The sequence below is a fragment of the Gemmata algarum genome (assembly GCF_034097035.1).
Classification (GTDB): domain Bacteria; phylum Planctomycetota; class Planctomycetia; order Gemmatales; family Gemmataceae; genus Gemmata; species Gemmata algarum.
Genome location: NZ_JAXBLV010000024.1, coordinates 87,847 through 107,293 on the forward strand (window position 1 = coordinate 87,847; position 19,447 = coordinate 107,293).

The window sequence follows — 19,447 nt, forward strand, 5'->3', positions numbered from 1 at the left end:
GGCCTGCCGAAAGGCACAACGGAACCGCCGCTCGTGGCGTAACGGGGTATCCATTGTGCCGTTGGCACTCACGGGCCGAGCGAGTATCGCCGAGTGCGGGCCGCGCCTGTAACCGCGGACGTGGCGGACGTGGGCGGACGTAGGACGTTCGGAGCCGTTCCGACCGGTGCGATTGCGGGCGCTGAAGTTAGATATTCTTAAAGGGCCAGTGATATCGTGCGGGTGCTTCACATTTACGCGGGCAACCTGTACGGCGGCATCGAGCGGCTGCTCGCCACGTTCGCCCGTGAGCGCCGTCTGGCGACCCAGATGGAGCCGGCGTTTGCCCTGTGCTTTCCCGGCCGTCTCGCCGACGAACTCACCGCCGCGGGCACCCCGGCGACCCTTATGGGCGGCGTCCGGTTCAGCCGCCCGTGGACCCTGTGGCGGGCACGCTGGCGGCTCGCCCGGTTGCTTCGGCGCCAAAAGTTCGATGTGGCCGTCACGCACGCCGCCTGGCCGCACGCCGCGTTCGCCGGCACGGTCCGGCGCTGCGGGGTGCCGCTCGTCTTCTGGGCGCACGACCCGCTGACCGGTGGTGCGGACGCGTTCGAGTCCCGTGCCGCGGCCGTCCCGCCGGCGCTGGTGATCGCCAACAGTCAGTTCACCGCGGCCACCTGCCCGAACGTGTTTCCGAAAACACGCACGGAAGTGGTCTACCTGCCCGTGTCGCCACACGAGCCGGTCGAGCCCACGGCCGCCCGTGCGGTTCGGGCCGAGCTGAACACCCCGGCCCAGGATGTGGTGTTTCTCCAGGCGTGCCGGCTGGAGCGCTGGAAGGGGCATTCGGTCCTGATCGAAGCGCTTGGGCGCTTGAAGCACGTCCCGGGTTGGACGGCGTGGGTCGCGGGCGGGGCTCAAAAGGCCGGCGAGGCCGAGTACCTCGCCGAACTGAGCGCCCGGGCGGCGGAGTTGGGGATCGCGGACCGCGTCCGCTTCCTCGGTCAGCGGTCCGACGTGCCGCGACTCCTCGCCGCCGCGGACGTGCTGTGCCAGCCGAACAGCGGGCCGGAGCCGTTCGGGATCGCGTTTGTGGAAGCCCTGTACGCCGGCCGGCCGGTTGTGACGTCCGACCTGGGTGGCGGGCGCGAGGTGGTCGATCCGAGCTGCGGGGTGCTCGTCCCGCCGGGCGAGCCTGCCGCGGTTGCTGCCGCGCTGGCGGAACTGATCTCCGACCCGGCCCGCCGCGCCGCCCTTGGTGCCGGCGGACCGAAGCGGGCTGAGGCGTTGTGTGCTCCGGCCCGGCAACTGGACCGAGTCGCGAATCTGTTACAGAAGGTGGTGTTGTGACGACTCTTGCCCGAGCCGAGCAAACACACGGCACCAGCGGTGCCGCCATTTACCAACTGGTCGCGCGGGTTCTGGCCGCGCGGCACTCCGGAGGGGGTACGGTCGTCGATGTGGGGTGCGGACGCGGGGAACTGTACGCGTACATCAAGGACCGGTTCGGGGCTTATGCCGGGACCGACGTGCTCCGCTACGACGGGTTCCCCGACGGGGCCGCGTTTCACCTCACCGATCTGGACAGCGGTCGCGTTGCGCTCCCGGACGCCGCCGCCGATTGCGTCGTCGCGGTCGAAACGATCGAGCACCTCGAGAACCCGCGGGCCTTCGCCCGCGAACTGGTGCGGCTGGTGAAGCCCGGCGGCTGGGTGGCCGTCACAACCCCGAACCAGTTGAGCCTGCTGAGCCTGATGACGCTGCTCGTTTTGGGGGAGTTCAACGGTTTCCGCGAGCGCCCGGGCTTGTACCCCGCGCACATCACGGCGCTTCTCGAGATCGACCTGCGGCGCATTTTCCGCGAGTGCGGGCTGGTGGACGTCGCGGTCGAGTACACCCAGAGCGGGCGCATCCCGGGGACCCGCTGGCACTGGCCCAAGTGGGCTTCGCGGTTGCTCCCGCGGCGGCTGTCGGACAACGTTTTGGTAGTGGGGCGCAGGCCGGCCGAGAACGGAGGGGGCACTTGAGCGACGACCGGATCGTTATTGTGAGCGGCGCCGATGAAGCCTACGCGCTGCCGCTCGCGGTCACACTCTTTTCTGTAGCCGAACGGCTGCGGCCGACGGAAGCGGCCGACATTTACGTCCTCGATGGCGGGTTCACGGAACGCTCGCGGGATCGGTTCCGGCGGGTGCTTGCTGCGACTGGCCGTGATGTGACGATAAAATTCTTGCAGCCACAGTTGAAATTGCTCGAAGGTGTGCCCCCAGGCCGAATGGGAGCGATGGCTTACCTCCGCGTTCTAATTCCGGACAGCTTGCCTCCGGAAATCACGCACGCCATTTATCTCGACAGTGACCTCCTCGTTCAAGACAGCCTCGCCGACCTTTGGCACGAGCGGTCGGAGGCGCACGCGATCGCCGCGGTGCCGGACTACGGTGGCCCTCAAGTATCTTCGCCGGCGTGCCTTCCCAACTGGTCGGAACTTGGTCTGCCGCCTGACGCCCCTTATATCAACACCGGGGTGCTCGTCATGAACTTAAAGTGGTGGCGGAGCGAAAACGTCGGTCGACGGATTTTGGACCACAGCATCCGTTTCCGAGAGCTCAACCGCTACGCCGATCAAGACGGGGTGAATGCCGTCCTCTGCCGGGAGTGCAAAACAATCGATTTGCGATGGAATGTTCCTGCGTACCTCGAGTTCGATTCCGTTTTTGCGATTACGGACGCGAGTTGGGTGAAAGATCTCGTCGCACCGCAACGGGAAGAGCGATTGGATCGTGGCGCAATTGTTCACTTCATCGGCAACCGTAAGCCGTGGAAACGCGGGTTGGCGTCCCGCATGCAGCGGCGGTGGCTCGCCGCGATGGCGAGAAGCGGTTGGTTCGCCGGCGATCCGTTCGGCCGGTTGCGGCTGTCGTTACCGATCTGGGCGGATTACCGGTTGCGTGGAGCTGTGCGACTGGCCCGCCGGCTTCGTCGCTAACCCGCGATCGCGTCGCCTTTCTCGCGCGGTGGGAAAATCATCGAATCGCGCTGTCGATCAATCAGTGAGATTTTGGAGTCGCCTGAGTGAACGTGGACGCCAGCCTCGCACCTTCAGCGCAGCCGACGCCGAGTCGCCCGGTTTCGGCGCACCTCGCTCCCCTGGACGGAATCCGGGCCGCCGCTGTCATACTGGTTCTGTTTTCGCATAGTGTCATTTTTGGCGAGTTCCCCGCTCTTCATGAGGTCGGCCTCATGAGCGGATACAACGGGATCTGCCTGTTCTTTGTTCTGAGCGGGTATCTGATTACGCGGTTGCTGATTCGGGAGGAGGACCGTTTCGGTGACGTGTCTCTAAAACTGTTCTACCTGCGCCGAGCGGTTCGCTTGTTTCCGGCTCTTTGGCTGTACTTGGCAGTCGTTGTGGTCATTTGGTCGCAAGGTCATATTCCTGATCATCCGGGCTATAGCTTTTTATCGTCGCTCTTGTATTTGCGGAACATCGTGGGCCGGGGCGTCGAGACGCACCACCTCTGGTCGCTCTCCGTCGAGGAGCAGTTTTATCTCCTCTGGCCGATCGTGTTCATCGCGCTAGCGCGGAAGCACTTGGCGCGGCTGGCGGTTTGTTTCGCCGTTGTGGTCCTGGTCGTGACGTGGCGGTGGTACGCGTGGCGGGAGCAGATGGCGAATGCCGGTCAGTTGTACATCCGAAGCGATTTCAGATTTGACTCCCCGCTCATCGGTTGCGCGATCGCACTCGTGGAGCGCGTGCGCCCGCGTGTCACCGCGGCCTTCAACAGCTCCCGCTGGCGCAGCGACATCTTTTGCTTACTTGGAGGTGCCGGGATTGCCGTGTGGACCGCCTACCAACTGCACTACGGACAGGTGCTGAGCGTGGACTCGACAATCGTGTCGCTGCTGAGTGGTATCATCGTCTGTTCGCAAATCGGCCCGGCCCGAGGGTGGGCGGGGCGCCTGCTGAGCTGCCGCCCGCTCGTGTTCCTCGGCAAGATTTCTTACGGCGTGTATCTGTGGCAGGGGCTGTTCGTGGGGCACGCGACGGGCATTTTTGCCCAGATACGGGTGCTCCCCTGGAACCTGACGGCGACATTTGCCGTCGCTCTCCTGTCTTATTACCTACTGGAACGGCCGCTGCTGCGTTACAAGGACCGCTCGCTGCACCGCCGGACGACGAATACGCCGGTGGGTGCGGGTTGATTTCTGTCGTTTTCTCCGACCAGTGTTAAACTGGTCGATGGCTCCCAAGTTGGTAGGTAACGAATCGGAGCCTGGAGGCCGCTCAAGCGGACGGGGCTGTAGGAGCCACTTGAGCAAAATTAGTTCGGCTTGGCGTGCCGCAGGGGGTAGTCGTTTCGGTGCCGTGCCGGAATCACGCGGCGACGCGTTCAAACGAGGGAAGGGAGTTGTGAAAAAGCTGCCTGCGCCGAAACGCACCAACGCGTCCGCCCGGCCGGCTACGGCCCAAAAGCCGACCGAGGAGGCTCAGGCTGGCCCCGGTTCTGCTATTTGGTTGCACGGGTTTCTGATTTTTCAGTTCGTTTGCCAGGTCGCGCTTATCGCACCACTTGGCCCGGCCCGGATCGGATTTCGGGTCGCCACGTTCGGCAGCAGCCTGCTCATGCTGGCGCTACTGCCGCGGCGCGGGCCGACGCTCCCGAACGCCCCTTGGGTGTGGTTGGTGATCGGCGCGACCGGACTCGGGGTTGCCCACCCGGAAACGAATTCGCGCCTCGCAGCCGTTGCGCAACTCACACTGACCATTGCGATTTGGGGACCCGTTTTTTGGGCCACGCGGTTTCGCCTTTCAAGGCAAGATTTCCGCATCGCAATGCTACTATTGTGGGGGTTTCAAACAATCGGCTCGGTCGTTGGGGTGTTGCAGGTAATGTACCCGGATCAATTCTCGCCGGACCCTCAGTTCGTTCAATCGATGCTCGGCGAGATGGCGGAAGGACTGAAAATTGAACTCGCCAACGGTGAGCGCGTGTGGCGGCCGTTCGGGCTGACCGATACGCCGGGCGGTGCCGCCAACTCCGGAATGTTTGCCGTGCTGGCCGGGCTGGTCATGATAACCACTGAACGTAGTCTAGCCCTCCGGCTAGCCGGTATCGTAGGTGCTGTTGTTGGCATGTTTTGCTTGTACCTTTGTCAGATTCGATCCTTGGTCGTTCTCACTGCTGTCGGTGTTGTCGTGTCCCTGGTTCTCGCCGTGGTCCGGGGGCGAATGGTTCAAGCGGCCTGGATCGGTGGTGGGGCCGCGGTGGTGGTCGTAGGCGGTTTCGCGTGGGCAACGACCGTCGGCGGCGCGGCTGTAACGGACCGGCTGGAGACGCTGACGGAGGACCGGGCCGATCAGGTCTATTACTCCAACCGTGGGCACTTTCTGGAGAGAACGTTTGAGGAGGTTCCCGAGTACCCACTTGGGGCGGGCGCCGGGCGCTGGGGAATGATGATGGGCTACTTCGGCGACCCGATGAACATTGCGTCCCCCGGCTTGTGGGCCGAAATTCAGCCGACGGGGTGGCTCTACGACGGTGGCCCGCTTCTCATCTTCGCAGGATACGGGGCCGCGCTCGCCGGGTGCTGGGCGTCGGTCCGGGTGGTGCTCCGGGCGAAGGAGCGGCTCGTCAGCGAGTGGGGCGGGCTGATCGTTGCCCTCAACGTCGCGGCCCTCGTGAACACGTTATCTTATCCGGTTTTTGCCAGCCAATCGGGAATGATGTGCTGGGTGCTCACGGGCGTGTTGTACGCCCGTGCGTTCCCGGGCGCACCGGACCGGTCAACGCCAGGGTGGCCCGCAGCGTGACATCATCCGACTCATTTGCAATCGTCACCGGCGACTTCGTTCCGACGGGCGGGATGGACCGGGCGAACTACGCCCTGGCGTCCTATCTGGCGCGGTCCGGTCACCCCGTCGAACTGGTCACGCACCGGGCGAGTCCGGAACTCTCCGCCCTGGCCGGGGTGCGCGTCCGCGCCGCCCGCAAGCCGCTCGGGTCGTACTTCCTTGGCCGCTGGCCGCTGCGGTGGGAGGCCGCCCGCTGCGCACGGGAGGCGCCGAAGCGAGTCGTGGCGAACGGCGGGAACTTTACGTCGAACGATGTCAACTGGGTCCATTACGTTCACGCGGCGTTCCGGCCGACCGCGTCGGCGTCGCTCGCCCGGCGGCTCAAGGGGCGGGTCGAGCGGTTCATCGAACTGCGGGCCGAGCGGGCCGCGTTGCACGCGGCGCGAATCGTGGTCTGCAACTCGGAGCGGACCCGGTCCGACGTGATCAACCTGTGCGGCGTCGACCCCGCGCGGGCGGTGGTCGTCTATTACGGCACCGACCCGGACCAGTTCCGGCCCGCACCGGAACACGAGCGAACCGAGCTGCGGGCCAAATTCGGCTGGCCGGCCGACCGGCCGGTGGTAATGTTCATCGGCGCCCTCGGTGACAGACGGAAGGGATTCGATACTCTCTTCACCGCGTGGTCGGCGCTGTGCCAGGAGCCGGGGTGGGACCCGGTGCTGGCCGTCGTCGGTCGCGGGGCGGAACTGCCCGCCTGGGAGGAACGCGTGCGAGAGGCCGGGTTGGTCGATCGCGTGCGGTTCCTGGGGTTCCGCAGCGACGTGCCGGAACTGCTCCGGGCCGCGGACGCGCTCGTCGCCCCGACGCGGTACGAGGCGTACGGCCTGGGGGTTCACGAGGCGCTGTGCTGCGGCCTGCCGGCGATCGTGTCGGCTTCCGCGGGCGTGGCCGAGCGGTACCCGCAAGGGCTGGCCGATCTACTGCTGCCCGACGCGGACGATGCGGCCGATCTCGCCGGCCGGCTGCGGCGGTGGCGGGCCGACCCGGCCGCCGTCCGAGACCGCGTGCGGGCGGTTTCGGACGCGCTCCGGGCGATCACCTGGGACGAAATGGGACGACGATTCCTCCAGGCGGTCAAGGTTGATCGCGCGTGAATGAGACCGCAAGGCCCAGAGATCGTATGGTCGCTGACCATGTGTTGTTTGTTGACGTGCCTTGCTCATCGAGTGTGGGCCGTCACAATTGACTTTAGATGTCAGTCCTGAATCGGCTTGGCGTGTGCTGCAATGATCGCCAAGTTTTATTCGTCGCAATCGTGTGTTTTTGATTTGCGAGTTGGCTTTCTAATATGTCTGGCGGTTTGTTGGTTATGTGTGCGGCGTAGATATGTTCGTAGCGTTCAAGAGTATCACGTGAAAATGGATCGAGTGAACGAGGATCGATCGAGGGAAAGGGGCCTTGCAACCCTGATGTCGTGCGCGGCGGCACCCGTTGACGAAATAACTGACACGGTACCGGAGCAGCGGAAATGAGTCGGGCGAGTCGAATTGCCCGCGCGCTGGCGCTCGGGACGGGCTTTCAGGCCCTCGTCATGGTCGTGGGGCTCGTGTTGACCCCGGTCCTGTTAGCGCGACTTGGTGGGGTGTGTTACGGGGAGTGGCTCATCGTCGGGCAAGCGCTCGCCCTCCTCGCCCTCCTCGATCTGGGGATCATCTCGCTGCTGCCGCGTGAGGTCGCTACGGCCGTTGGCGGGGACGCATCTGACCGAGGCGCGGCCGAGGTCGTCCGCCGGGCGACGTGGCTGGTTTGGCTCCAGACGCCGGTGGTGGCCGCTGTCACATTCGGTTCCTGGCTTGCGTTCACAAGTGCCCGCCCGGACTTGGCCGGGCCGCTCGGCGTCAGTCTGGGCGGGTTCGTCGCGTTGTTCCCGCTCCGGGTGTTTGGTGCCATCCTGACCGGGCTCCAAGACCTCGTGTTCGCCACCGGTCTGAACGCCTTGGGGTGGGCAATAACGACCGTCCTGTCGGTCGTGCTCGCGTTTTCGGACTGGGGGCTGTACGCCCTCGTGGTGGCGACGTTGGCCGGGCAACTGGTTGGGGCCGCTGTCGCGTACGTTCGGCTGCGGGTCCGCTTTCCGGAGGTACGCGCTTGGTCAGGGCGGCCCGACCGGCGAGACCTGTGGGCTTTACTCAAACCGAGCTTGTGGGCGAGCGTGTACCGACTGGCCTCGCTGCTCGGTTCCGGGAGCGATCTGATGGTGGTGGGGTGGTTTTCGGGGGCCGAGGCCGTTGTCGTGTACAGCTGTACGACGAAGCTGCCCGCGGTTATTCTGCAACCGCTCACCACCATCATGTTGACCTCGTTCCCGGCACTGGCCGAGTTGCGCACGAAGGACCGCGCGGGCTTCTGGCGGGCCGCTCGGGCCGTCGGCCTGTTCCTGGTCATAGCCGGCGGCTTGGCGGGGGTGGGGGTCGCGGCGCTGAACGCCGCATTCGTAACGAGTTGGGTGGGCGCGGACCGGTTCGGAGGGCAGGCCCTCTCGCTGATGGCCGCCGCCGTGTTGACCGTCCGGCTTGCCGTACTGAGCGTTTCGGGGCCGGCTTATACCCTCGGCTGGGAGCGCCGGCTCGCCGGCGCGTCGATCGCCGAGGGCGTTGTGATGCTGGCGACCGGCGTGGCCGGGACGGCCCTGTTCGGCCCGGTCGGGGTGATGTTTGGGGTGCTTGCCGGCCAGTTGCTCGTGTTGGGGCCGCTCAGCGTGATGATCCTGGCGCGCGAGGCCGGCGTACGCTACTGGGTGGTGCTCGGGTGGTTCGCCGGCTGGGGGGCGCGGTTCGCGGTGTCGTTCGCCGCGGTCGCGGTGGCGGCTGTCGCCTTGCCCGTTACCGACCGCTTGGTTGCGGCCGGGGTCGGGACCGCCGGCCTCGGTTTGTATGCCGTGCTGACGGCTCCGATGCTGTTCCGTGATCCGCTCCGCACCTACCAGCCTGCCGCACTGACCGCGCTGATCCGCCGGTTGCGCCGGAGCCGACCCCAACCGCACACGCTCCCGCCATCGTAAGATAGAAGCGTAACGGTCGGCAAATGGTCCGATGTCGGCAAACGTAGCCGCTTTCTTTGTCCCCATTGTCACCTATCCCGGTTTGGCATGCTTGACTTCGTCGCGCTCTGCTACGAGTTCCCGCCGTGGCTGCTGGCCGGAGCCATCTGGACCGAAAAACTGCTCGCCGGGCTTCGCGACCGTGGGTGGAAGTTCGAGGTCATCACCGCCGCCCCGAACGCGATGATGGACGGGGTGACCGTCCACCACGTGCCCAACCCCGGTCGGCCGGGCTGGGTCCGCGCGCTGAGCCGCATCAAGGCGGACAAGTTTGCGGGCTGGGCGGTGTGGCCCGACGATGCGATTTACTGGAACAACGGGGCCGTTCAGCGCGCCCGCGAACTGATCCGCGAGCGCAAGCCGCGCATGATCGTCAACTTCGTCATGCCCTACGGGGCCGGGATCGTCGGCGAGCGGCTCCGGGCGGAGACCGGGTTGCCGCTCGTCTACTGCTTCAGCGATTCGCACAGCTGCACCGACATGCACGAGCGGTTCCCGACCTACTTCCACTACCGTTACGCCCGGCGGCTGGAGGACCGTTGCGTTCGGGCCGCTGACGCCGCGATCTACGTGTCCCAGTTCAACGCCGACTTGGTTCGCCGCCGGCAACCGGCCGACCAGCGCGACAAGTTCCACACGGTCCGGCTCGGGGCCGAGTCGTCCGAGTTCGCCCCGGTCCCCGGCGTTGCCCCGGACCCCGACGGCCCCGTGCGGGTCGTCTACATCGGATCGATGGGCGGGTGGTACGAGTGGTACAATCGCCGGCCGACGCTCAGCCGGTTAAAGCGCACCTGGGACACGCTGGGCGAATACCGGGTGACGCGACTCGATCACCGCACGCACACGCCGGTGTTCGTCGGGCGGGCGGTCCAGAAAGTGCTTGCCGCACGCCCGGACTGGCGGGGGCGGGTGTTCGTGGATGTGTACGGCGGCCGGGTGGCCACCGAGGAACAGATCCGCAAGGTGCTCGAGGTGACCGCGCTGACCGACGTGGTGCGCGTTCACGGGCCGCAGGCCCGCGACGAGATCGCGCGCCAGACGCGGACCGCCGACCTCCTGTTCCAGTGCGTCCAGAACCGCACCGACGGCACCCCGGGCGGCCGGATCGCGTCGAAAACGTACGAGTACCTGATGACGGACCGGCCGATCCTGGCGGCGGTGCCGCGGGGCGAGAACTGGGACTACTACGCCGACAAGCCCGGCGTGTTCCTCGTCGCCCCGGACGACGCCGACGGGATGGCGCGGGCGATCACCGAGGTGTGCGAGGCCAAGTTCGACCGGCGCGCCCCGCTCGCCGCCGACCGCTCGGGGCTGCGGGCCGAGCTGAGCTACACGCACCGGGCCGAGGAACTCGACGCGGTGCTCCGCGGAGTGCTCCGCACCCGAGAGGGCGCCGCCCGATGATCGCCACCGTGTTCGCCGCCCGGGCGGGGGCCGGGGGGTTGGGGCTTCAAGCCGCGACCGCGGCCGTCGGCCTGAGCCTCGCGGGCCGAGAGGTTGTTGCCCTGGGGCCGGGGCGCGCCGCCGGGTGGCCGCTCACGCTCGCCGCGCCGTCCCTCCGCTGGGAGGACACGCCGGCCCGAGCCCCGTCGTGGTTCGCGCGCCAGATCGTCCGCCGGCTCCGCCCCGGGCGCCTCATCTGGGCCCACGACCGGTACATCGGGGCGTGGGCCGGCGCGCGGGTTGCAGACCTGCGCCCGAACTTGGTGTACGCGTTCACGCAGGTCGGGTTGGAGTCCCTCGAGTGGGCAAAGCGGCACGGCGTGCCGACCGTGCTCGATAACCCGAACGGGCACATCCGCGGGTTCGCCGAGGTGTACCGCGCCGAGTGGGCCAAGTGGGTCGGGGGGGCCTATCGCGGGCACCCGACCGAGGGCATGGTCCGGCGCGTCGAACGCGAGTACGAACTGGCCGACCGCATCCGGGTTTCGTCCGACTGGGCCAAGCGATCGATGGTGGCGCGAGGGGTGCCGGCCGACAAGGTGTTCGTTTGCCCGCAACCGATCGACACGGACCGGTTCCGCCCCCCGGCCGCCCGGCCGGCCCCGGCCGGGGCGCTGCGCGTCGTGTACGTCGGCTCGCTCGACGTGCGGAAGGGGTTCGCGTACCTGCTGCGAGCGGTTCGGCAGGTCGGCCCGGGCCGGGTCCAAATGGAACTCGTCGGCGGGACCGGTGACCGCGGCTCGCGCCGGCTGCTCGACCGCGAGCGCTCGGGGTTGAACGTGACCCTGAGACCCGGCGACCCGGTGCCCGCGTACCACCGGGCCGAGCTGTTCGTCCTGCCGTCGCTCGAAGACGGCTTCGGGTTTGTTGCCGCCGAGGCGCTCGCCTGCGGTTTGCCGGTTGTCGTGACGGACCAGTGCGGTGCGGCCGAATGGGTGCGGCCGGGCGAAACGGGGTGGGTCACGCCCGCGGGCTCGACGGACGCCCTCGCCACGGCGCTCAATGAGGCGCTGGCCCGGCGCGATCGGCTCGCCGAAATGGGGCGAGAGGCGCGACGAGCGATCGACGCGCGTGACCCAATGGCCGCATTTCGGCAACTAGCCGAGAAAGTAAGTTCTGCGCCGTGCGGATCCTAATTGCGACCAGCCACCGTGCCGTCGTTGGCGGCGTTGAAACCTACCTCCGGGCGGCGCTCCCGCTCCTCCGCGGCCGGGGCCACGAGGTCGGGCTGCTGTGCGCGAACCCGGCTCCCGCCGATGCGCCGGTGATCGACGCGGCTTGTCCCGGGCTTGTGGTTCAGTTCGCCCCGGACCCGGGGCGGGCGGTGGCGGTTGCCGCGGGCTGGCGGCCGGACGTGGTGTTTACCCATGAGCTGCCGGACCCGGCCGCCGACGCCGCGCTGGCCGAACGGTTCCCGACCGTGTACTTCGCCCACAACTACGCCGGGGCTTGCGTGAGCGGTACCAAGTGCCACGCCGCGCCGGCCCCGCAGCCGTGCGCCCGGGCGTTGGGGCCGATGTGCCTGGCGCTGTACGGCCCGCGTCGGTGCGGCGGCTTGAACCCGCTCACGGCGGTGCGGCTGTACCGCACGAACCGCCGGCGCCAGGCGACCTTCCCGCGCTACCGCGCCGTTCTGGTGGCCAGCGAGCACATGGCCCGCGAAGTCGTTCGCAACGGGGCGCCGACGGAGCGGGTCCATCTGGTGCCGCTGTTCCCGACCGGCACCTCTCCCGACGCGCGCCCGCCGGTCCCGAAGCCTCGAACCGGGCGGGTGCTGTTCGTCGGGCGCATCACGCGGCTGAAAGGCTGGAACGAACTTCTCGCCGCGGTGCCGGCGGCGTCCGCCCAACTCGGGCGCCCGCTCACCCTGGTGGTTGCCGGTGACGGGCCGGATCGCGCCGCTTTCGAGGCCGGCGCGCGGGCGCGGGGCGTTCCGGCCGAGTTCCTCGGGTGGGTCGGTCCCGAGCGACGCGAGGCGGAGATGCGGGCGGCAGACGTCCTCGCGGCCCCGAGCATCTGGCCCGAGCCGTTCGGCCTGGTGGGAATCGAAGCGGGGTGCGTCGGGCTCCCGGCGGTCGCCTTTGCCACGGGCGGGATCCCGGACTGGCTCCGGGCCGGGGTTTCCGGTGAGTTGGCGCCGAGCAGCCCGAACTCTGAAGCGCTCGCTGCGGCACTCGTTCGGGCCCTTTCCGACGAGGGCCACTGGCAGCGGTTGCGGATCGGGGCTTGGGAAGCCGCGAAGCGGTTCACCCCCGAAGCGCACCAGGAAAAACTCGTCACGATTTTGGAAGCCGCTGCGCAACGAGTCGCGCTGGAGCGGCTGAGGCCGGAACCGTGAGCGTCCTGCTGGGTGCGCCCGGGGCGCACGGCACAGCGGATAGTAGCAGGCGGCCGTCAGGCGAACCGGTGGAAGGCGCGGCCGGTCTCGTACAATGCTCGCGGCCACCCGAAGGGCGGGCCGGGGGCGAACGGACACTCGGCTTCGGCACTCGAAACGACGGCCCGCGATCCAACAAACCACAACCCGTTCATGACTCACTGGGCGATTTTAACGGGCGAGTACCCGCCGCAGTTCGGCGGGGTCGCGGATTACACCCAACTGGTGGCCCGCGGGCTGGCCGCGGCCGGGGATGCCGTGACCGTGTTCGCGCCGCGGTGCTCGGAGCGGGCGGCCGCGGACCCGGGGGTGGAGGTGGTGCGGCTGCCGGATCACTTCGGCCCGCGCGGGCTGCCCGCACTCGATGGGCTCCTGGCGCGGGCGCGACCGGATCGGATCCTGGTTCAGTACGTTCCCCACGCGTTCGGGTACAAAGCGCTGAACCTGCCGTTCGCGGCGTGGGTGGCGCTCCGGGCGCGCCGGGTGGCGCCCGTGTGGGTGATGTTTCACGAGGTCGCGTTCCCGTTCGCGTGGCGCTACCCGCACCTGATCCTCGGCACCGCGAACGCGGCTATGGCCCGGCTCGTCGCCGGCGCAGCGGACCGCGTGCTCGTGTCGGTGCCGCAGTGGGCCGGCCTGCTGCGGCGGCTGTGCCCGCGGGCGCGACCCGCCGAGTGGGTGCCGGTACCGAGCAACGTTCCGCAGGTTCCGGGGGAGCGGAAGCGAGGGGCCGACGGGCGCGTCACCGTCGGACACTTCGGGACGTACGGCCCGGCCGTTGCCCCGCTGCTCGAACCGGCCCTGGCGCGGCTGCTGGCGCCGCCGGGGCGGGCGGCGCTACTGCTCGGGCGCGGGGCCGGGGCGTTCGCCCGCGCCTTCGGAGAGCGGCACCCGGCTCTCGCCGGGCAGGTCGTTGCGCTTGGGGAGCTGCCGGGCCGCGAGGTCGCGGAGCAATTCTGCCGCTGTGACGTGCTGCTCCAGCCGTACATGGACGGATTGAGTTGCCGGCGCGGGAGCGTCATGGCCGGGCTCGCCAACGGGGTACCTGTCGTGTCAAACTGGGGAGAGGGCTCGGAGCCCCTTTGGGCGGCCGAAGGCGCGGGATGTGTCGCGCTTGCACCTTCTGCCAGTCCTGACGCCCTTGTCGTCGAGACGGAAGCCCTGCTCGCTCTGCCCACCGGCGCGCGGGAAGAGATCGGTCGCCGCGGCGCGGAACTGTATCGCAAGCGGTTCAGTTTAGCGAACACGCTCGAGGTGCTTCGCGCTCGCTGAACGGCGAGGCGGGATCCGGTTCGCTGTTGCCCAGTCCCGCCTTGCGAGACGGGCGCTGGTACCGCGGCTGGCCGCGGGCTGGCATCCCGCTGGTACGTCGCTACCCATAAGCAGCAGGGCTTTTTCACAGACTTTTCGCGCGAACACTTCTAAACCAGCCGCGTGACATCTGACGGGTGTGAGCGAACGCCCCGGGCGTGACTGCCAGTGAGCCGCCGCTGTTCGTAACATCGACAGTAGCGGTTAGAAGACCCGCGAGCGCCCCTGGTTGGCGCCGGATGGAGAGAGCATGAAGGTTCGGCGCCTGTTAACGATGGGTCACTCGTATGTGGTGGCGCTGAACCGCCGGCTAGCGCACGAGATGGCCCGTGCCGGGGGCGGGGCGTGGGAGGTGACCGCGGTCGCCCCGACGTTCGTGCACGGCGACCTTCGGCCGATCGAACTCGAACCCCATCCGGGTGAGGCGTGCCGGCTGGAACCGGTCCGCGCGTACCTGTCGCGGCGGGTTCATGTGATGGCCTACGGGCGGCGGGCGCGGGCGCTGTTCCGGGACCGCTGGGATTTGGTTCACTGCTGGGCGGAGCCGTACACGTTCTCCGGGTTCCAGGTGGCCCGCTGGACCCCCGCCGGGGTGCCGTTCGTGTTTTGGACCGCCCAGAACTTGGTAAAACGGTACCCGCCGCCGTTCGGGTGGATGGAGCGGTCCGTGCTGCGCCGGGCGAACGGCTGGCTCGCGTGCGGCCAGACGACCGTCGAGGCGCAGTTGGGCCGCGGCTACGGCGACAAGCCGTACCGGGTGATGCCGCTGGGCGTCGATCTCGACATGTTCCGGCCCGACCCCGCGTCCGGGGCGGCGGTCCGCCGACAGCTCGGCTGGGAGCCGGACGGCCCGCCGGTGGTCGGGTATCTGGGGCGGTTCGTCGCGGAGAAAGGGTTCCCGCTCCTGACCCGTGCGCTCGACGCGGTTGCGGCGCCGTGGCGGGCGCTGTTCGTCGGCGGCGGCCCGCTCGAGGGCGAACTCCGTGCCTGGGGGCAGAAGCACGGCGATCGGGTTCGTGTGGTGACCGGGGTGGCTCACGACCAGGTGCCGGCGCACCTGGCGGCGATGGACGTGCTCGCCGCGCCGAGCCAGACCACGCCGCGGTGGAAGGAGCAGCTCGGGCGGATGCTGCTGGAGGCGTTCGCGTGCGGTGTTGCGGTCGTCGGCAGTGACTCGGGGGAGATCCCCCACGTGATCGGCGACGCCGGCCGCGTGGTCCCCGAGTCCGATGAACGAGCTTGGACGACCGCCCTGGCCGAACTCATCGAGAACCGCGCCGCACGCGCCGAGCTGGCGGAACGCGGGCTGGGCCGGGTTCGGGCCGTTTTCGCCTGGCCGGTCATCGCCGGTCAGCACCTGGCTTTTTTCGACGAACTGATCGACCGCGCCGGGGCCGAACGCGGGTGACCGGTCGAGACGGGCTCGCACCGCTCGGGTGTTCGACGGATCAGGAAAGGCTGGGGCACGCGGCATGACCGACCGGACCGTTCGACTCGCCATCGTTCGCGACTTTCGCGCCGAGAAGTGGGCCAGCATGGACCTGTGCGCGGACCAGCTGGTGGCGCACCTGCCGGTTGGGGCGGTCGCGGCGACCGACCTCGACGTCCCGTTCCGGCGGCGCTTTCAGAAGCTGCCGGTGGTGGGCCGTAAGAACGCCGCGTTCAACGCGGACCGGCTCCTGAACCGGCACGTCACGATTCCGCGGGTTTTGCGGACGCGCGCCCGCGAGTTCGATTTTTTCCACATTGTCGATCACAGCTACGCGCACGCCGCGCTGGCGGTCCCGCCCGGCCGCGCCGGCGTGTACTGCCACGACCTCGACGCGTTCCGGTCGCTGCTCGAACCGGAGCGGGACCCGCGCCCGTGGTGGTTCCGGCGGCTGGCCCGGCGCACGCTGCGCGGGATGCAGGCCGCGGCGGTGGTGTTCCACAACTCGCGCGAGGTGGGGCGGCAGCTCGCCGACGCCGGCCTCGTGCCCGCGGACAAGCTGGTACACGCGCCCCTGGGCGTGTCGCACGAGTTCGTGCCCGGCGCGGGACCGGTCGAACTGCCCGCGCCCGGGGCTCCGCCCGCACCGTACCTGTTGCACGTCGGCAGTCACATCCCGCGGAAGCGCATCGACGTGCTGCTGGACGTGTTCGCGGCGGTGCTGAAGCGGCTCCCGGAGGTGCGGCTGGTGCAGGTCGGGCCGCCGTGGGCGCCGCCGCTCGCGGAGCGGATCGAGCGGCTCGGCGTCGCGGGCCGCATCGTGCGGTTCGCGAGCCTGTCGCGCGAGCAACTCGCCGAACTGTACCGGCGCGCGGGCGCGGTGCTGGTGCCGAGCGAGGCGGAAGGGTTCGGCCTGCCCGTGATCGAGGCGCTCGCCTGCGGCGCGGCGGTGGTGGCCAGCGACCTGCCGGTCCTGCGCGAGGTCGGCGGGGAAGCGGTGGTGTACCGGCCGGTCGCGGATGTGCCGGCGTGGGCCGATGCGGTGTCGCGCGTGCTGAGCGGTGCGGACTTAGCCCCGTCGCGCGAGGCCCGGCTGACGCGCGCGGCGTTGTATTCGTGGCGCGAACACGCGCGGGTCATCGCGGACGCGTACCTGCGCCTTGCGGGGGCGGGCTGATGCGGGTGCTCTTTTTGAGTCCGGTGGGGACGCTCGGCGGGGCCGAGCGGGTCCTCATCACGGCCGTCGCCGGCATCCGCCGGGCCGATCCGTCAGCGACGGTGGGCGTGCTGGCCTCGGGCGACGGCCCGCTGCTCGCCCAGGCGCACGCCCTCGGCGCAGAAGTTGTGGCGGTTCCGGTCCCCGGCGCCTTGGCCCAGCTCGGCGACAGCCAGTTGCGGTCGGGCGGGAAATGGGCCGGGCGGGTGGCACTGCTCGGGCGGGCCGCGCTGGCCGCACCGGCCGGTGCGGGGTACGTCGCGGCCCTCCGCGCGGCGGTTACAAAGTTCCGGCCCGATGTCGTCCACTCGAACGGCATCAAGACGCACCTGCTGTCCCGGTTCGCGGTCCCGCGCCGGGTGCCGGTGGTGTGGCACCTGCACGACTTCTACGGGTTGCGTCCGCTGGCCGCGCGGCTGCTGCGGTACGCGAGCGGGCGGGTGCGTGCCGGGGTGGCGATTTCCGAGGCCGTGGCCGCCGACACCGCGAAGGTGCTTCCGGGGGTGCCGCTTCGCACGGTGCTGAACGCGGTGGACCTGGCCCGGTTCGAGCCGACTGGCCGGAGCGCCGATCTCGACGCCTTGGCGGGAGTCGCGCCGGCGCCGGCGGGCACGGTGCGGGTGGGGCTGGTGGCGGCGTACGCGCGCTGGAAGGGGCACCTCGCGTTCCTCGACGCGGCGCAGCGGCTCGCACGCGAGGCGCCGCACCTGCCGGTGCGCTGGTACATCGTCGGGGGGCCGATCTACGCGACCGCGGCGCAGTTCTCGGAGCCGGAGCTGCGCGCCGCCGCCGCCGAGCGCGGGCTGGCAGACCGGGTCGCGTTCGTGCCGTTCCAGCCCGATCCGTCGGGCGTCTATCGGGCGCTCGATGTCATGGTCCACGCGTCCACGCTGCCCGAACCGTTCGGGCTAACGATCGCTGAAGCAATGGCGTGCGGCCGCGCGGTTGTCGTGTCTGCGGCGGGGGGAGCGGCCGAACTGTTTACCGACGGTGAGGACGCACTGGGCGCCGCCCCGGGCGACGTGCCGGCCATTGCCGGGGCGGTGAAGCGGCTCGCCGAGAGCGCGGACCTGCGATCGCGCCTCGGCGGGAACGCGCGGCGGACGGCCGAAGCGAAGTTTGACTCGCTCCGCTACGGGCCGCAGTTCTTGCAAATATACCGCGAGGTGCTCGCCCCGCGGTGATCGCGCGGCCGGTGCGCAACTCAACCCACAACCGGGCGGCAGGCGCGGCCCCGTGCCCGGCCGCCCTATCCCTCAACCCCCTTCGGCAGTTCGCCGCTGTAGCTGGCCCAGAGCGCGTCGACCGGGTGGGCGCACCACACGCCGGGTTCGAGCGCCTTCAGGTGCCGCGTGATCTGCATCAGGCACCCGACGTTGCCCGTGAACAGCGCCTTCGCGCCGGTCGCCGCGATGTTGGCCGTCTTGCGCTTCCCGAGCCGGTCGGCCATTTCGGGCTGCGTCAGGTTGTAGCTGCCCGCAGCGCCGCAGCACAGCTCGCTCTCCGCCAGCGGCACCAGCTCCAGACCCGGGATCATCTCCAGCAACTGCCGCGGCTGCTTGAAAATCTGCTGCGCGTGCCGGAGGTGGCAGGCGTCGTGGTACGTGGCCCGGATGTTGAGCGGGTGCTTGGGCCGCACCGGGCCGAGTTCCACGAGGAACTCGCTGATGTCGCGGACCTTGCCCTGGAGCCGCGCCGCCGCTTCCGCGTGCGGCGTGGCGTGCATCATGTGGGCGTAGTCCTTGAGCTGGTACCCGCACCCGGCCGCGTTGGTGATGATCGCATCGACATCTTTGAACGTCTCGGGGTTGGTCGCGCCGAAGGTATCGCAGTTCTGTGCCGCGAACTCCCGCGCCGGCCCTTCCTGTGCGGCGTGGTAGTGCAGCGCGCCGCAGCACCCCTGGTTCCGGGGGATCCACACCTCGCACCCGTTCGCCTGGAGCACCTTGGCCGTGGCGTAGTTCGTTTCGGGGTAGAGCGCGTCCGCGACGCAGCCCAGGAACAGCGCCACCCGCGCGCGCTTCGGGCCGATCGGCTCGAGTACCTCGGGGAGCTGTCCGTAGTGCGGCTTTAGGTCCGGGAGCATCCGCTTCATGTTGCGGAGCGACCCGGGCACCAGCTCCATGAGCCCGGTCTTTTCGGTGAGCCAGTCCAGTCCGGTCCACTGCATTAGCCGGGCCGGGGCCAGCGACGCCCGGTTGCGCCACCGGTACGGGAACACGTGGAACAGCAGGAACTTCTGGACCGCGTTGAGCGACTGCACCTGCCGCTCGGGTTCGAGCTCGTTCATGAACTCGCGGAACGGCTCGATGAGGCGCCCGTACTGCACGCCCGACGGGCACGCGGTCTCGCACGCCCGGCAGTTGAGGCACAGGTCGAGGTGCTGCTTCACGTCGTTGTCGAGCGCGAGCGTGCCGTCGATGACGCCCCGCATGAGGTAGATGCGCCCGCGGGGCGAGTCTGCCTCGTTCGCGGTTTCCATGTACGTGGGGCAGCTCGCGGTGCAAAGGCCGCAGTGGACGCAGTCGAGAACGAGCTCGTAATCGACGCGCGGGCCGTGCGAGCCGGTGCCGTGACCGTGCGGCGGGGCGGGGAGGGGAGCGCCGGTCGCGGTCGGGGCGGCGACGTTCGCGGAGAGGACCGGCAGCGCGGTCCGCTGCGCCTCGGAATCGGCCAGATTGGGAGTGGGTGTGGCCATGTCGTTCCGTGCGGGCTGGAGGGGCTTTGAGGCCGGGGCGCCGGGCCGTGAAAACCGTTACCGACTCGGCCGCGGAGCGCCCGCGGTTTGCGGCGCA

General features: G+C 69.1%; 15 protein-coding genes. 14 read left to right on the forward strand and 1 reads right to left on the reverse strand.

All coding sequences use genetic code 11. From position 1 onward, the window contains the following. Window positions 1-216 precede the first annotated feature (216 nt). The 14 genes from R5W23_RS04245 (at window position 217) to R5W23_RS04310 (ending at window position 17,836) form a co-directional block, all read left to right on the forward strand. A complete protein-coding gene (locus R5W23_RS04245) occupies window positions 217-1,329 on the forward strand; it encodes a glycosyltransferase family 4 protein (protein WP_320685251.1) in 1,113 nt (370 codons plus the stop codon). After that, the gene (locus R5W23_RS04250) at window positions 1,326-2,006 is read left to right on the forward strand and encodes a class I SAM-dependent methyltransferase (RefSeq protein WP_320685252.1); all 681 of its coding nucleotides are present in this window, start codon (window positions 1,326-1,328) and stop codon (window positions 2,004-2,006) included. Before R5W23_RS04245 ends, R5W23_RS04250 begins: the two co-directional genes overlap by 4 nt. Then, window positions 2,003-2,965: a glycosyltransferase family 8 protein gene (locus R5W23_RS04255; RefSeq protein WP_320685253.1), complete on the forward strand. Its 963-nt coding sequence runs from the start codon at window positions 2,003-2,005 to the stop codon at window positions 2,963-2,965. The genes R5W23_RS04250 and R5W23_RS04255 overlap by 4 nt, the downstream gene beginning before the upstream one ends. Window positions 2,966-3,051: 86 nt before the next feature. After that, entirely contained in the window at window positions 3,052-4,182 is a 1,131-nt protein-coding gene (locus R5W23_RS04260) for an acyltransferase family protein (RefSeq protein WP_320685254.1), read from the forward strand. Between the two features lie 208 nt (window positions 4,183-4,390). Further along, entirely contained in the window at window positions 4,391-5,791 is a 1,401-nt protein-coding gene (locus tag R5W23_RS04265) for a hypothetical protein (protein ID WP_320685255.1), read from the forward strand. Then, window positions 5,788-6,930: a glycosyltransferase family 4 protein gene (locus R5W23_RS04270; protein WP_320685256.1), complete on the forward strand. Its 1,143-nt coding sequence runs from the start codon at window positions 5,788-5,790 to the stop codon at window positions 6,928-6,930. Before R5W23_RS04265 ends, R5W23_RS04270 begins: the two co-directional genes overlap by 4 nt. Window positions 6,931-7,304: 374 nt before the next feature. Next, on the forward strand, window positions 7,305-8,837 hold the full coding sequence (locus R5W23_RS04275; protein WP_320685257.1) for a lipopolysaccharide biosynthesis protein: 1,533 nt from the start codon (window positions 7,305-7,307) through the stop codon (window positions 8,835-8,837). A gap of 87 nt (window positions 8,838-8,924) precedes the next feature. After that, entirely contained in the window at window positions 8,925-10,280 is a 1,356-nt protein-coding gene (locus R5W23_RS04280; protein WP_320685258.1) for a glycosyltransferase, read from the forward strand. Next, window positions 10,277-11,455: a glycosyltransferase family 4 protein gene (locus tag R5W23_RS04285; RefSeq protein ID WP_320685259.1), complete on the forward strand. Its 1,179-nt coding sequence runs from the start codon at window positions 10,277-10,279 to the stop codon at window positions 11,453-11,455. Before R5W23_RS04280 ends, R5W23_RS04285 begins: the two co-directional genes overlap by 4 nt. Beyond that, window positions 11,443-12,657 carry a glycosyltransferase family 4 protein gene (locus R5W23_RS04290; protein WP_320685260.1) on the forward strand — a complete coding sequence of 405 codons (1,215 nt, stop codon included), beginning with the start codon at window positions 11,443-11,445 and terminating at the stop codon, window positions 12,655-12,657. The genes R5W23_RS04285 and R5W23_RS04290 overlap by 13 nt, the downstream gene beginning before the upstream one ends. A 192-nt stretch (window positions 12,658-12,849) precedes the next feature. Then, window positions 12,850-13,968: a glycosyltransferase family 4 protein gene (locus R5W23_RS04295; protein ID WP_320685261.1), complete on the forward strand. Its 1,119-nt coding sequence runs from the start codon at window positions 12,850-12,852 to the stop codon at window positions 13,966-13,968. A 289-nt stretch (window positions 13,969-14,257) separates the two neighbouring features. Continuing rightward, the gene (locus R5W23_RS04300; RefSeq protein WP_320685262.1) at window positions 14,258-15,415 is read left to right on the forward strand and encodes a glycosyltransferase family 4 protein; all 1,158 of its coding nucleotides are present in this window, start codon (window positions 14,258-14,260) and stop codon (window positions 15,413-15,415) included. Window positions 15,416-15,479: 64 nt separating this feature from the next. Continuing rightward, window positions 15,480-16,613 (forward strand): glycosyltransferase family 4 protein, encoded by a 1,134-nt coding sequence (locus R5W23_RS04305; protein WP_320685263.1) that lies wholly within the window; start codon window positions 15,480-15,482, stop codon window positions 16,611-16,613. Then, complete coding sequence (locus R5W23_RS04310) at window positions 16,613-17,836, forward strand: glycosyltransferase family 4 protein (protein ID WP_320685264.1); 1,224 nt, start codon at window positions 16,613-16,615, stop codon at window positions 17,834-17,836. The genes R5W23_RS04305 and R5W23_RS04310 overlap by 1 nt, the downstream gene beginning before the upstream one ends. A 65-nt stretch (window positions 17,837-17,901) precedes the next feature. Here the strand turns inward: R5W23_RS04310 and R5W23_RS04315 are convergent, their stop codons facing one another. Beyond that, a complete protein-coding gene (locus tag R5W23_RS04315) occupies window positions 17,902-19,350 on the reverse strand; it encodes a (Fe-S)-binding protein (RefSeq protein WP_320685265.1) in 1,449 nt (482 codons plus the stop codon). Between the last annotated feature and the right edge of the window lie 97 nt (window positions 19,351-19,447).

Coding starts and splice junctions, on each gene's coding strand:
- R5W23_RS04275 (WP_320685257.1), top strand. CDS start 7,305: ATGAGTCGGGCGAGTCGAATTGCCCGCGCGCTGGCGCTCGGGACGGGC.
- R5W23_RS04280 (WP_320685258.1), top strand. CDS start 8,925: ATGCTTGACTTCGTCGCGCTCTGCTACGAGTTCCCGCCGTGGCTGCTG.
- R5W23_RS04285 (WP_320685259.1), top strand. CDS start 10,277: ATGATCGCCACCGTGTTCGCCGCCCGGGCGGGGGCCGGGGGGTTGGGG.
- R5W23_RS04295 (WP_320685261.1), top strand. CDS start 12,850: ATGACTCACTGGGCGATTTTAACGGGCGAGTACCCGCCGCAGTTCGGC.
- R5W23_RS04300 (WP_320685262.1), top strand. CDS start 14,258: ATGAAGGTTCGGCGCCTGTTAACGATGGGTCACTCGTATGTGGTGGCG.
- R5W23_RS04305 (WP_320685263.1), top strand. CDS start 15,480: ATGACCGACCGGACCGTTCGACTCGCCATCGTTCGCGACTTTCGCGCC.
- R5W23_RS04310 (WP_320685264.1), top strand. CDS start 16,613: ATGCGGGTGCTCTTTTTGAGTCCGGTGGGGACGCTCGGCGGGGCCGAG.
- R5W23_RS04315 (WP_320685265.1), bottom strand. CDS start 19,350: ATGGCCACACCCACTCCCAATCTGGCCGATTCCGAGGCGCAGCGGACC.